This is a genomic window from Weizmannia sp. WK01 (assembly GCF_025905465.1).
Taxonomy (GTDB): Bacteria; Bacillota; Bacilli; order Bacillales; family Bacillaceae_C; genus Weizmannia; species Weizmannia faecalis.
In genome coordinates this window covers 3,328,268-3,342,816 of sequence record NZ_CP109616.1, presented here as the reverse complement: position 1 = coordinate 3,342,816, position 14,549 = coordinate 3,328,268, and the positions used below count along the sequence as shown (strand labels likewise).

Genomic DNA, 14,549 nt, shown 5'->3' with positions numbered 1-14,549 from the left:
CCTTAATCGGAAAATGCATCGCTCCTACACGTTTTCATTTTCCACTGATAACAAAAAGAAGTCAATTTGATTTTGCCCAAAAGATCCCCGTGTGTCGGTCTTTTTGTTGGTAATTTGATGGATTGGGTTTGGAAAAAATTTCATGCCAATTTATATTGACTTAGGATAACACGGATGGTATGATAATAAAGCTGACTCGACAGGAACTGATAAATATTGGGAGTCTGATAAAAAAAGATGTTGACAGCGAATTGATATTTTGATATAATAATTAAGTCGCTGTTAAGAACAGCAAAGATTGTTCCTTGAAAACTGGACAAAACGAAACGTCAAATTCTTTTTGAGCTTTTATCAAACATCTTTACTGAGAGTTTGATCCTGGCTCAGGACGAACGCTGGCGGCGTGCCTAATACATGCAAGTCGTGCGGACCTTTTAAAAGCTTGCTTTTAAAAGGTTAGCGGCGGACGGGTGAGTAACACGTGGGCAACCTGCCTGTAAGATCGGGATAACGCCGGGAAACCGGGGCTAATACCGGATAGTTTTTTCCTCCGCATGGAGGAAAAAGGAAAGACGGCTTCGGCTGTCACTTACAGATGGGCCCGCGGCGCATTAGCTAGTTGGTGGGGTAACGGCTCACCAAGGCAACGATGCGTAGCCGACCTGAGAGGGTGATCGGCCACATTGGGACTGAGACACGGCCCAAACTCCTACGGGAGGCAGCAGTAGGGAATCTTCCGCAATGGACGAAAGTCTGACGGAGCAACGCCGCGTGAGTGAAGAAGGCCTTCGGGTCGTAAAGCTCTGTTGCCGGGGAAGAACAAGTGCCGTTCGAACAGGGCGGTGCCTTGACGGTACCCGGCCAGAAAGCCACGGCTAACTACGTGCCAGCAGCCGCGGTAATACGTAGGTGGCAAGCGTTGTCCGGAATTATTGGGCGTAAAGCGCGCGCAGGCGGCTTCTTAAGTCTGATGTGAAATCTTGCGGCTCAACCGCAAGCGGTCATTGGAAACTGGGAGGCTTGAGTGCAGAAGAGGAGAGTGGAATTCCACGTGTAGCGGTGAAATGCGTAGAGATGTGGAGGAACACCAGTGGCGAAGGCGGCTCTCTGGTCTGTAACTGACGCTGAGGCGCGAAAGCGTGGGGAGCAAACAGGATTAGATACCCTGGTAGTCCACGCCGTAAACGATGAGTGCTAAGTGTTAGAGGGTTTCCGCCCTTTAGTGCTGCAGCTAACGCATTAAGCACTCCGCCTGGGGAGTACGGCCGCAAGGCTGAAACTCAAAGGAATTGACGGGGGCCCGCACAAGCGGTGGAGCATGTGGTTTAATTCGAAGCAACGCGAAGAACCTTACCAGGTCTTGACATCCTCTGACCTCCCTGGAGACAGGGCCTTCCCCTTCGGGGGACAGAGTGACAGGTGGTGCATGGTTGTCGTCAGCTCGTGTCGTGAGATGTTGGGTTAAGTCCCGCAACGAGCGCAACCCTTGACCTTAGTTGCCAGCATTCAGTTGGGCACTCTAAGGTGACTGCCGGTGACAAACCGGAGGAAGGTGGGGATGACGTCAAATCATCATGCCCCTTATGACCTGGGCTACACACGTGCTACAATGGATGGTACAAAGGGCTGCGAGACCGCGAGGTTAAGCCAATCCCAGAAAACCATTCCCAGTTCGGATTGCAGGCTGCAACCCGCCTGCATGAAGCCGGAATCGCTAGTAATCGCGGATCAGCATGCCGCGGTGAATACGTTCCCGGGCCTTGTACACACCGCCCGTCACACCACGAGAGTTTGTAACACCCGAAGTCGGTGAGGTAACCTTTACGGAGCCAGCCGCCGAAGGTGGGACAGATGATTGGGGTGAAGTCGTAACAAGGTAGCCGTATCGGAAGGTGCGGCTGGATCACCTCCTTTCTAAGGGGAAAAGCGTAGGGCGCTTGTTCATCGGCGTACGGATTTCGTAGTCTTCGACTGAGATAAAGGAAACACGATGAGCCTTAAAGGCGAATCGATGTTGACTTATCGTAGGGAGAAGACGTAGAAATACGCTAGCCGATAGCGCCCGGAGCTAGACAGAAAAGGAAAACTTCGTTTTCCAAAATTAAGTTTGATGTTTCCGTTTTGTCCAGTTTTGAAGGTTCAATCCTTCAACATGTGTTCTTTGAAAACCGGATAGGAGAAATAAACCAAGTAAACCGAGAATCGCTTATTTTTGGATTTAAACCTTTTTATGGTTAAGTTAGAAAGGGCGCACGGTGGATGCCTTGGCACTAGGAGCCGATGAAGGACGGTACAAACACCGATATGCTCCGGGGAGCTGTACGTAAGCTTTGATCCGGAGATTTCCGAATGGGGAAACCCCCTGTCTTTAATCGGACAGGATTCCTGCCTGAATCCATAGGGCAGGAAGGGCACACCCGGGGAACTGAAACATCTCAGTACCCGGAGGAAGAGAAAGCAATTGCGATTTCCCAAGTAGCGGCGAGCGAACAGGAAACAGCCCAAACCGGAAGGCTTGCCTTCCGGGGTTGTAGGACACTCATATGGGAGTTACAAAAGAACAGGTTAAGTGAAGCGGCCTGGAAAGGCCTGCCGGAGAAGGTAAAAGCCCTGTAACTGACACTTCGTTCTCTCCCGAGTGGATCCTGAGTACGGCGGGACACGAGGAATCCCGCCGGAATCCGGGAGGACCATCTCCCAAGGCTAAATACTCCCTAGTGACCGATAGTGAACCAGTACCGTGAGGGAAAGGTGAAAAGCACCCCGGGAGGGGAGTGAAAGAGATCCTGAAACCGTGTGCCTACAAGTAGTCAGAGCCCGTTAACGGGTGATGGCGTGCCTTTTGTAGAATGAACCGGCGAGTTACGGTCTCATGCAAGGTTAAGCTGAAGAAGCGGAGCCGCAGCGAAAGCGAGTCTGAACAGGGCGAAAGAGTATGAGGCCGCAGACCCGAAACCAGGTGATCTACCCATGTCCAGGGTGAAGGCAAGGTAACACTTGCTGGAGGCCCGAACCCACGCACGTTGAAAAGTGCGGGGATGAGGTGTGGGTAGCGGAGAAATTCCAATCGAACTTGGAGATAGCTGGTTCTCTCCGAAATAGCTTTAGGGCTAGCCTCAAGCGAAGAGTTTTGGAGGTAGAGCACTGTTTGGACGAGGGGCCCTCATCGGGTTACCGAATTCAGACAAACTCCGAATGCCAAAAACTTATGCTTGGGAGTCAGACTGTGAGTGATAAGATCCATGGTCGAAAGGGAAACAGCCCAGACCGCCAGCTAAGGTCCCAAAGTATACGTTAAGTGGAAAAGGATGTGGCGTTGCTTAGACAACCAGGATGTTGGCTTAGAAGCAGCCATCATTTAAAGAGTGCGTAATAGCTCACTGGTCGAGTGACGCTGCGCCGAAAATGTACCGTGGCTAAACGTATCACCGAAGCTGCGGATGGACACCGTTTGGTGTCCGTGGTAGGAGAGCGTTCTAAGGGCGTTGAAGCCGGACCGGAAGGACCGGTGGAGCGCTTAGAAGTGAGAATGCCGGTATGAGTAGCGAAAGAAGGGTGAGAATCCCTTCCACCGAATGCCTAAGGTTTCCTGAGGAAGGCTCGTCCGCTCAGGGTTAGTCGGGACCTAAGCCGAGGCCGAAAGGCGTAGGCGATGGACAACAGGTTGATATTCCTGTACCGCCTCTTCACCGTTTGAACGATGGGGGGACGCAGGAGGATAGGGCAAGCGCGACACTGGTTGATCGCGTCCAAACAGTTAGGCCGGTGCGGAGGCAAATCCTTCGCGCCAAGGCGGAGCTGTGATGGCGAGGAAAATTTTAGTACCGAAGTTCCTGATTCCACACTGCCAAGAAAAGCCTCTAGTGAGGTGAAAGGCGCCCGTACCGCAAACCGACACAGGTAGGCGAGGAGAGAATCCTAAGGTGAGCGAGAGAACTCTCGTTAAGGAACTCGGCAAAATGACCCCGTAACTTCGGGAGAAGGGGTGCTTTTTGGGGTGTATGCCCCGGGAAGCCGCAGTGAATAGGCCCAGGCGACTGTTTAGCAAAAACACAGGTCTCTGCGAAGCCGCAAGGCGAAGTATAGGGGCTGACACCTGCCCGGTGCTGGAAGGTTAAGGAGAGGGGTTAGCCGTAAGGCGAAGCTCTGAACTGAAGCCCCAGTAAACGGCGGCCGTAACTATAACGGTCCTAAGGTAGCGAAATTCCTTGTCAGGTAAGTTCTGACCCGCACGAAAGGTGTAACGATCTGGGCACTGTCTCAACGAGAGACTCGGTGAAATTATAGTACCTGTGAAGATGCAGGTTACCCGCGACAGGACGGAAAGACCCCATGGAGCTTTACTGCAGCCTGATATTGAATTTTGGTACAGCTTGTACAGGATAGGTAGGAGCCTTGGAAACCGGAGCGCCAGCTTCGGCGGAGGCATCGGTGGGATACTACCCTGGCTGTATTGAAATTCTAACCCGCACCCCTTACCGGGGTGGGAGACAGTGTCAGGCAGGCAGTTTGACTGGGGCGGTCGCCTCCTAAAAGGTAACGGAGGCGCCCAAAGGTTCCCTCAGAATGGTTGGAAATCATTCGCAGAGTGTAAAGGCATAAGGGAGCTTGACTGCAAGACTTACAAGTCGAGCAGGGACGAAAGTCGGGCTTAGTGATCCGGTGGTTCCGCATGGAAGGGCCATCGCTCAACGGATAAAAGCTACCCTGGGGATAACAGGCTGATCTCCCCCAAGAGTCCACATCGACGGGGAGGTTTGGCACCTCGATGTCGGCTCATCGCATCCTGGGGCTGTAGTCGGTCCCAAGGGTTGGGCTGTTCGCCCATTAAAGCGGTACGCGAGCTGGGTTCAGAACGTCGTGAGACAGTTCGGTCCCTATCCGTCGCGGGCGCAGGAAATTTGAGAGGAGCTGTCCTTAGTACGAGAGGACCGGGATGGACGCACCGCTGGTGTACCAGTTGTCTTGCCAAAGGCATCGCTGGGTAGCTATGTGCGGAAGGGATAAGTGCTGAAAGCATCTAAGCATGAAGCCCCCCTCAAGATGAGATTTCCCACAGTTTATACTGGTAAGATCCCTGAAAGATGATCAGGTTGATAGGTCCGGGGTGGAAGCGCGGCGACGCGTGGAGCTGACGGATACTAATCGATCGAGGACTTAACCAAACAGAAAAGCGGAGGTGCCTTGTTTAGCCCCGACAAGCGAATGTTCTGACCGGCATGGAGCCGTCTTTTGGCTCCGTGACGGGCAGGTTATTCGACCTCGAGGGGTAGGCACCGGAGCTGGACAATAGAAAAGCGGAGGTGCCTTGCCAAAGGCGCTGGAGCTAGACAATTCTCAAAGTTAGAAACCAAAGCTATTCTCCGTTTACAGTTTTTTCTCCCATCCGGTTTTCAGGGAACACATCCCAAAAATTATACAGGTCCGGTGATGATGGCGGAAAGGTCACACCCGAACACATCCCGAACTCGGAAGTTAAGCTTTCCAGCGCCGATGGTAGTTGGGGGTTTCCCCCTGCGAGAGTAGGACGTTGCCGGGCCAAAAGAGAACCGCAGACAAATCGTCTGCGGTTTTTTCGGTGCGCCGTGCATGGCGATTCGCTAGGCGGTGTAAGTCCGCTATGGGGGTAGGTAGCGACCAACCATTAGCCAAGAGCAAGGGTGTCCATCGTGAGATGGAATCTGAAGGAAGCTGGAGGCAAAATTCTGACCCGAGGAACACGAACATCATTAGGCGTACTCTCACAGGGTAAGGCTGCTGAACAAGTCAAAGCCCAAAAGCTATCCGGATGTGGAAACGTAAATGGTGCGGGTACATGGAATGAAAGTGAATCACCTTACCACGGGAGGTCTCACGGACAGGTGGAAACAGAGTATGAAACCTGGTTGAAACAAGATTTGCCGTGAGAAGTCAGCAGAGGCCATAGTACGGAGATGCCTGGAGCATCGAAGGAAGGGCTGAACTAAAGGAAGTGGAAGTCAATGAAAGTTACCGAAGAAACGAACAAATGCAGAAAACAGGAAGAAACCTGCTGTCAAAAAGATACTGCGGAACAGGAAGGATATGACAGAGGGCATAGTTTCAAGAGGATAACTGAAAACAACACCACTAACACCAACAGACAGAACGAATGGATGCTCGAACGAATCCTTTCAAGTAATAACCTGCACCGTGCCTATAAAAAGGTAAAGAAAAACAAAGGTGCGGGCGGTGTCGATGGAATGAAAACAGGTGAACTTTTGGCATACCTAACTGAACATCAGAGGGAGCTCGTCCTCTCCATTCGAAATGGGACATACAAGCCCCAACCCGTTAGAAGGGTAGAAATACCAAAAGACAACGGGAAAACAAGGAAACTTGGAATACCAACGGTAGTAGACCGAGTCATCCAACAAGCCATTTCGCAGGTCCTAGTCCCTATATATGAAAGAAAGTTCTCAGACAATAGCTATGGTTTCCGACCACATAGAAGTACAAATCAGGCACTTCTCAAGTGCCAAAAGAATGTAAATGAAGGATACCAGTATGTAGTAGACCTGGACTTAGAACAGTACTTTGACACGGTAAACCATAGTAAGCTTATCCAGATATTGAGTGAAACAATTCACGACGGACGTGTAATCTCCTTAATCCATAAATTCCTAAATGCAGGTGTTATGATCAAAGGAATAAGGACAACAAATGATTTCGGTGTTCCACAAGGAGGACCACTAAGTCCGCTTCTTGCCAATGTAATGTTAAACGAATTGGATAAAGAAATGGAAGCAAGAAATCACCGATTTGTCCGTTACGCTGATGATGTGATCATATTCTGTAAAAGCCGAAGAAGCTGCGAAAGAACATACCATAACATTCTCCCATTCATTGAGAGGAAATTGCGACTCAAAGTGAACCGAGAGAAGACGATGATCACACATATTAGAAACATCAAGTTCCTGAGTTATGGATTCTACCTTTATGAAGGAAAATGCAAATTCCGGGTACACCCGAAGGGTGTTCAAAAATTAAAGGAGAAAATTCGCAGAATCACAGGAAGAAGCAACGGATTAAGCGTAGAGGAAAGAAAGAAAAGGCTAAACGACACTGTCCGAGGATGGGTAAATTACTACAAGCTAGCGGATATGAAAAGTCTGGTAACCAGACTGGACCAATGGACACGAAGAAGAATGCGAATGGTAACTTGGAAAAGATGGAAGAGAGTACGCACAAGATTTTATTGGCTCAAGAAATTAGGGATCAATAAAAGAAAGGCGTGGGAATGGGCTAACACAAGAAAAGGCTACTGGAGAATCTCCGGCAGCCATATCTTAGCTAGAACCCTTACAAACGAACTCTTCCGAAGAGCAAGGTATATAAGTTTTCTGGATTACTATCTGTCTGTACGGTCGTAAACTTTAGAACCGCCGTGTACGGAACCGTACGCACGGTGGTGTGAGAGGTCGGCTAATCAAATAATGATTAGCCTCCTACTCGATTACCTGTATATAAAACACACCTTACTGCTTTTGCCGGATTACAGCCTGTTTTACTCAAAATCGTTGCTTTATGAAGAATATAAAAAGGCGACAAAAATCAATGAAATATTTTTCGGAAAATGAAATTCTTTTTTGTTTGCAAATTTATTTTTTAAACAATTTCATCTTATTGAATAATTTTTTCTTCGTGAGATAATGATCATGTAATAAAGATAACGTTTTCTTTAAGGAGAGATCTATTATGTCAGATAAAAAATTTTCAGTAGTCATCGCCGGCGGAGGCAGTACTTATACTCCAGGAATTGTTTTAACGTTACTCGACAATTTAGACAAATTTCCAATTAGAAGTTTAAAGTTTTACGATAATGATGGGGAGCGGCAGCAAAAAGTTGCGGATGCTTGCGCCATCATGATTAAGGAAAGGGCCCCAGAAATAGAATTTTTGGCAACGACCAATCCGGCAGAAGGGTTTTCAGATGTCGATTTTGTAATGGCGCAAATCAGGGTTGGAAAATATGAAATGCGCGAAAAAGATGAAAAAATTCCATTAAAACACGGGGTTGTCGGTCAAGAAACAACAGGGCCCGGAGGAATTGCTTACGGTTTAAGGTCGATCGGCGGCGTTTTAGAGCTTATTGATTATATGGAAAAATATTCTCCAAATGCTTGGATGTTGAATTACTCAAATCCTGCTGCTATCGTGGCTGTAGCTACAAATCGCTTAAGACCGAAATCTAAAATTATCAATATCTGTGATATGCCGATTGGAATTATGGATCGGATGGCAAAAATATTAAAATTAGATTCTTATAAAGAACTAGATTTCGACTATTATGGATTGAATCACTTTGGTTGGTGGACAGCGGTAAGAGATAAGAAAGGCAATAATTTAATGCCGCAACTTCAAGCCTATGTCAGGGAACACGGATATATTTTGCCTGATGAAAGCGGGACAGAAAAAAGCTGGAGAGAGACTTTTGAAATGGCTAAAAATGTCTATGCACTCGATCCAGAAACATTGCCGAACACTTATCTGAAATACTATCTATATCCGCAGGAAGTTGTGAAACATTCTGATCCGAATCATACAAGGACGGATGAAATCAGATTGGGCCGCGAAAAATTTGTTTTTGAAGAATGTGCCAAAATTACGGAATCCGGAACAGCACAAAACAGCGCCTTTAAATCAGATGAACATGCTTCTTACATTATTGATTTATGCCGTGCGATTGCTTATAACACAAAAGAACGCATGCTTGTCATTACACCAAATAAAGGGGCAGTAGAAAATCTGGATTCTGATACAATGGTTGAAATTCCTTGCTTAATTGGTGCAAATGGGCCTGAACCACTTGCCCAGGGTAAAATCCCGCGCTTCCAAAAAGGGCTGATTGAGGAACAAAACAGTGTTGAAAATCTGGTTGTCGATGCCTGGACAGAGGGTTCATATACGAAATTATGGCAAGCATTAAGCTTAAGTAAGATTGTACCAGATGCAGGATTGGCCAAAGCTATTTTGGATGAACTGGTTGAAGCAAATAAGGATTACTGGCCGGAATTAAAAATCGGGCGTCCTGAACCAGTTTTAAGCTGATCAAACAAGGTAATCAACTAAAGGGATAATAAATTTAAACATGCTCCTTTATATCATTACTAAGTGAAACCAAAAATGAGGAGCGGTAAATCTTTTTAAAAAGAAAAAAGATTTTATCGCTTCTCATCATATTCCTAAAAAGGAAAGCGGTTTCCGGTCTGGAGGATAACGATGAAAAGTATACAAAGATTTGGCGGTGCAATGTTTACACCTGTTTTACTTTTCTCATTTGCTGGCATTATGCTGGCCATCAGTATATTATTTTGCAATCCGTCTGTTTTTGGAAAGATTGCAAGTGAAGGGACTTTATGGTACGGCATATGGGATACTGTACAACAAGGTTCATGGACAGTATTTAATCAAATAGAATTATTATTTGTCGTCGGCCTGCCTATCGGGCTGGCAAAAAAAGCTTCCGGAAGAGCTGCAATGGAAGCTTTGGTTACGTATCTTACATGGAATTATTTTATAGCGGCCATTCTTACCCACTGGGGGAAATTTTTTGGAATTATGCATTACGGAAGGGCTTTAGCTGAAAATAGCACAAACGAAGGCTTAAAAATGATTGCCGGCATTAAAACTTTTAATACAAGCATCATTGGTGCCTTAATTATAGCGGGAATCGTTGTCTATTTGCATAACAGATTTTTTGACTATAAATTACCTGACTTTTTGGGTACCTTCCAGGGATCTGCTTTCGTCGTCATTCTTGGCTTTTTTGCCGCTTTGCCCTTGGCATTCATTACCTGTTTAATTTGGCCGAAAATTTCATTCGGCATCGGATCATTACAATCATTCATGGCTCATGCAGGTCCTGTTGGGGTTTGGATTTACTGTTTCCTTGAACGTGTTTTAATTCCAACAGGTCTTCATCATTTTATTTATATCCCTTTCCAATATGGGCCAGCCGCAGTTCCGGAAGGCCTAACGAAATGGTGGCTTATGCACTTGGAGACATTTGCTAATAGTAAGGAATCACTGAAATCAATGGCACCACAAATGGGATTCCTGATGTATGGCAATGAAAAGGTTTTTGGTATACCAGGAATTGCTTTGGCATTTTACTTTACGGCAAAGAAAGAAAACAGGAAAAAAGTATTGGCCCTGCTGGTACCGGCAGTCATTACATCTGTACTTGCCGGTATTACCGAACCAATTGAATTTACATTCCTATTCGTAGCGCCGCTTTTATGGGTGATTCATTCCCTTTTGGCAGCAACATTAGATACGACATTGTATTTATTTGGTGTAGTAGGTGATTTGAGCGGAGGCATTATTGATATGGCCGGGAAAAACTGGATTCCGCTTTTTCAAAATCACTGGGCAACATATTTAACGCAAATTGTAGTTGGGCTGATATTCACGGCTATTTACTTCTTTGTATTCAGATTTTTCATTTTAAAATTCAACTTTGCAACGCCAGGCAGGGAAGCGGATGAGGAAGAAGAAATTACATTAAAGACAAAACAGGATTATAAAAATAAAAAATTAGCACAAGGGGTGCAAGAAACAGCTGCAGCATCCTACACAGATCCTTATTCGGAAAGAGCGGCAATTTACCTGGATGCGTTGGGCGGAAAAGAAAATATCAGTGATGTGACCAATTGTGCTACCAGGTTAAGAGTGACAGTAGTAGATCCACAGAAAGTGAAACCGGATAGCGCATTTAAAGCGGGAAAAGCTGCGGGTGTTGTGAGAGCAGGAAGAGCATTCCAAGTCATCGTAGGGTTGGATGTCCCCCAAGTCAGGGAAAAATTTGAAGAACTGTTGAAACAATAAAACTTTTTGGATAGAGTCAACATCTTATTTAGTGATAAAATTGGATGTAAGGACACAAGAAAGGGTGTTGAATCTCTATGGATTTGGAACAAAAAGTGAATCAAAGCTTCCAACAATTAAATTCAGATGAAATACAATGTCTGAATTTTATTATTGAACATAAAGATATTGTTAGCAATTCAACTTTAAATGAAATTAGCAAGCTTTGCCATGTTTCCGCTTCTTTCTTGTTCAGAACCATCAAGAAGGTTGGGTACTCGGGTTTTTCCGAATTAAAATATGAAATCAAAAAGGAAGAAAACACGTTGAAAGGAATGACCGGCCAGCCGGAAAATCTAAATTACCAAATGCAAGAAGACGTTGATAAAACCATCAAATATTTTAATACGGTCCATCACACTGAAATGTTTCGTTCTATTATGGAAGCCAGCCGTATCTTTTCCTATGGCACAGGTTGGGAGCAAAAAATGGCTGCGGAAAAGATTACAAGAAACTTTATATACTCAGGAAAATTTGTGACGAACTTCCCGGCGTTAGAAGAATTATCGGTAGCAGAGAAAGCGTTAAATGAAAAAGACATCGTATTTTTAATTTCATTGAGTGGCAATAATGAACGAATTGTCAATATAGCAAAGGATTTTAAAAGAAGAAATATAAAAATGGTCAGCATCACACAATTTGGGACAAATAAATTGGCCGGCATTTCAACATACAATCTTTATTACTATGCATCCGAGTTTCATAAACCATGGCATAGAAGCATTGTCAGCTTATACATTCTGGTTGAACTTTTTTCCTTGCATTACAAGCTGTTTACTGAGCAATTGGAAAACGGGGGCTTACAAAATGGATAAAATAAGAAGGCTTGTTGGAAATGAAACAAAAATATTTAATATGATGATTGCCCTGTTTTTTCTCGTCCCTGTTTTTTATATGATTTATTTATGTGTGATTGTTGCTATATATCCAACATCTTTTAAAGAACTGTTTTCAAGCAGCCCTTTTTCTGCTGTCATGCTGATCGCTTCCTGCCTTGATCTGCTGATGGGATATTATCTCTATCATCTTAAAGTTCATTTAAATAATCATGATCTTTTTATGCTGGCCATTTACTTATCGGCGTTGATCCAGCTTTTGTTGGGGAATCTTTTAATTGCCTTTTTTATTGTACTATTGATTTTATCTTCTCCAAATAAAAAAATTAAGTTATCCAATTTGAGAAATGATGCCAGCTATTTATCAATGCTTGGAGCTTTTCTTGTAATGTATATGTTTTGTGATTTTGTCTTGCTTAAATTAATGATTTAGAAAGTAGGGAACCGATATGCTCAACTTTTTAAAAAAGAAAAAGAGCCAAACAGTAGGCTTGGTTGCGCCTGTTAGCGGCCATTTAGTACCAATCACTGAGGTAAATGATCCGGTTTTTTCCACAAAGATGATGGGAGATGGATTTGCCGTAATACCAGCGGCCGGAGAAGTCAGAAGCCCGGTATCCGGAAAAATTGTGAGCGTTTTTGACACGAAACATGCCATTAGTATTCAGACAGATAATGGGTTGGAAGTATTGGTGCATCTGGGAATCGATACGGTAGAACTTAAGGGGGCACCTTTTAAGGTATATGTAAATGAAAATGATACGATTCAGGCTGGTGATAAAATTGCCGATATGGACTTATCCGCACTGAAAGCAGCTGGAAAGGATAACAGTGTAATGGTTATCTTTACAAATTCCAACAGTATTTTGGATTTTACGATTTCTACAAATGGCAAAGTGAATGCGGGGAATGAGATCGGAAAAGTTGAATTAAAATAGCGGCCAGGATCAGCTTGCCCTGGAATATAGCAATAGAGACGAAAACTTAAATCCACGAACAAATAGTTCTAACCATCAAAAGCGGACACAGAAAGAATGCTATATAAAACGGACTTAAGTTTTTGCATTGAGACAAGGTCATCCATTTGCATGATGATTCCTTTTTGCAACCGACAACAAAGTAGCAATGTTTCGTTCATTTTATATAAAGCGTATTTTAAAAAGGCAGGGAATATCCCTGCCTTTTATAACATGGTTACTTTTCTTCCTTCCCGGGTATAATGCAGCTTCCATCTGCACAGGCAACGTCTTCTTCGGTGGACAGGTCTTGCAGCATCGGTGCTGCGGCTTCTTCCTGCCATACTTTCTGAAGGGCGCTTGTAAAGGTTTCGAGCGGCTGGGCGCCGGAGATGGCGTATTTTTGGTTGAGAATAAAAAACGGGACGCCGGTGATGCCGTATTGCTGTGCGATGGCTTCATCTACGCGTACATCATTTAAGTGGGCGTTCGGATCACGAAGCACTTCCAAAGCTTTTTCCCGGCTGAGGCCTGCGGATTCGGCGATCGTGGCAAGTGTTTCGTGGTCCCCGATATACGCTCCTTCTGTAAAATAGGCGTGGAACAGTTTTTCGGCGAGTTCCGCTCCTTTGCCTTCAGCCGCGGCAAATTTTTCAAGACGGTGTGCATCCAGCGTGTTTGTCGGCTTCATGTTGTCAAAATCATAATGAAGCCCAACCGTTGCCGCCTGTTCACCGATGCCGTGGTTTGCCTGTTTTGCTTCTTCCATGCTGATGCCGTATTTTTCGGCAATCGCTTCATGGATATTTTTTCCAATGCCTTTTTCAGCAGCAGGGTCAAGTTCAAAAGCTTTAAATTCAACTTCCACCTGGTCCCGGTGCGGAAATTGTGCCAGTGCCATTTCCAAACGCCGTTTTCCAATATAGCAAAATGGACAGACAAAGTCAGACCACACTTCAATTTTCATATGAACACCCCATTTCTTTCGATTACCCCCTATCGTATCACAAAAAAGTTTTATCATAAAAAATCATGCTTATGGACACGTTTACTTTGCTCCGGCCGTGATATGATGGAAAAGAAGCAAAATGAATGTGTGATGAGGAGGGGGAAAATCATTGCTCCACAATAGTATTGTCATGGTGCTGATTATTTTTGTTGTTAATATTATCTATGTATCCTTTTCGACAACGAGGATGATTCTAACGTTAAAGGGATACCGGTATATTGCCGCTTTTGTCAGCATGGTTGAAATTATCGTGTATATCATCGGTCTCGGGCTTGTTCTTGATAATTTGAATAAGATCCAAAACATTATTGCGTATGCGGCCGGTTACGGAATCGGCGTCATGGTGGGGATGAAAATTGAAGAAAAATTGGCGCTCGGCTATATTACGGTCAATGTCATTACAACAGGGGCAAATTTGGATTTGGCAAAAAAATTGCGGGAAAGTGGCTACGGCGTCACCACATGGGATGCGCACGGGCTTGAAGGGGATCGGATTGCCCTTCAGGTTTTGACGCCGAGGAAATATGAACTGAAATTATACCAAGCGATAAAGACGATTGATCCAAAGGCCTTTATCATTGCATATGAGCCGAAAACCATTTACGGCGGTTTTTGGGTAAAAGCGGTGAAGAAAGGAAAATTGAACAAATGAAAAAACAGTTTGAAGTGCTGGAAAATGAGACCATTGCGGACTGTCTGGCAAGAATGGAAAAAGAAGGCTTCCAACCGGTCAGAAGAATCGAAAAGCCGGTGTTCCGGGAAGTCAAGAAAAACGGCAAGAAAGAATATGAGCCGGTCACGAGAAAAATTATTTTTGAAGGAAGAAAAACAAGTTCAGACCCGAACATTCCCGACCTGTAA

At 45.0% G+C, this 14,549-nt stretch carries 9 protein-coding genes and 3 rRNA genes; 11 read left to right on the top strand and 1 reads right to left on the bottom strand.

All coding sequences use genetic code 11. The features are described from left to right. The first annotated feature begins 360 nt into the window (after positions 1–360). From OF158_RS15840 to OF158_RS15800, 9 genes are all read left to right on the top strand, one after another. Positions 361–1,914 (top strand): 16S ribosomal RNA (locus OF158_RS15840). 318 nt (positions 1,915–2,232) lie between these two features. Next, a 23S ribosomal RNA gene (locus tag OF158_RS15835) occupies positions 2,233–5,165 on the top strand. A 258-nt stretch (positions 5,166–5,423) separates the two neighbouring features. Further along, positions 5,424–5,539: ribosomal RNA gene (gene rrf, locus OF158_RS15830) — 5S ribosomal RNA — on the top strand. The 16S, 23S and 5S rRNA genes sit together here, the layout of an rRNA operon. A gap of 442 nt (positions 5,540–5,981) precedes the next feature. Then, positions 5,982–7,391 carry a group II intron reverse transcriptase/maturase gene (ltrA, locus tag OF158_RS15825; RefSeq protein WP_048339776.1) on the top strand — a complete coding sequence of 470 codons (1,410 nt, stop codon included), beginning with the start codon at positions 5,982–5,984 and terminating at the stop codon, positions 7,389–7,391. 325 nt (positions 7,392–7,716) lie between these two features. Then, a complete protein-coding gene (locus OF158_RS15820) occupies positions 7,717–9,069 on the top strand; it encodes a 6-phospho-alpha-glucosidase (protein ID WP_035183324.1) in 1,353 nt (450 codons plus the stop codon). A 171-nt stretch (positions 9,070–9,240) separates the two neighbouring features. Next, positions 9,241–10,848, top strand: a complete 1,608-nt coding sequence (locus OF158_RS15815; protein WP_052042141.1) for an alpha-glucoside-specific PTS transporter subunit IIBC — start codon at positions 9,241–9,243, stop codon at positions 10,846–10,848. Positions 10,849–10,925: 77 nt separating this feature from the next. After that, positions 10,926–11,702, top strand: coding sequence for a MurR/RpiR family transcriptional regulator (locus OF158_RS15810; RefSeq protein WP_035183326.1), 777 nt, complete (start codon positions 10,926–10,928; stop codon positions 11,700–11,702). After that, entirely contained in the window at positions 11,695–12,156 is a 462-nt protein-coding gene (locus OF158_RS15805) for a hypothetical protein (protein WP_035183327.1), read from the top strand. The genes OF158_RS15810 and OF158_RS15805 overlap by 8 nt, the downstream gene beginning before the upstream one ends. A gap of 16 nt (positions 12,157–12,172) precedes the next feature. Further along, complete coding sequence (locus OF158_RS15800) at positions 12,173–12,661, top strand: PTS sugar transporter subunit IIA (protein ID WP_035183329.1); 489 nt, start codon at positions 12,173–12,175, stop codon at positions 12,659–12,661. Positions 12,662–12,917: 256 nt separating this feature from the next. On the opposite strand, the gene OF158_RS15795 is transcribed toward OF158_RS15800, so the two are convergent. Next, the gene (locus OF158_RS15795; protein WP_026684436.1) at positions 12,918–13,646 is read right to left on the bottom strand and encodes a DsbA family oxidoreductase; all 729 of its coding nucleotides are present in this window, start codon (positions 13,644–13,646) and stop codon (positions 12,918–12,920) included. A gap of 151 nt (positions 13,647–13,797) precedes the next feature. Here OF158_RS15795 and OF158_RS15790 point away from each other — a divergent pair, with 151 nt between their 5' ends. Next, positions 13,798–14,340, top strand: coding sequence for a DUF2179 domain-containing protein (locus tag OF158_RS15790; RefSeq protein ID WP_017550737.1), 543 nt, complete (start codon positions 13,798–13,800; stop codon positions 14,338–14,340). Then, positions 14,337–14,549 carry an NETI motif-containing protein gene (locus OF158_RS15785; RefSeq protein ID WP_026684437.1) on the top strand — a complete coding sequence of 71 codons (213 nt, stop codon included), beginning with the start codon at positions 14,337–14,339 and terminating at the stop codon, positions 14,547–14,549. Before OF158_RS15790 ends, OF158_RS15785 begins: the two co-directional genes overlap by 4 nt.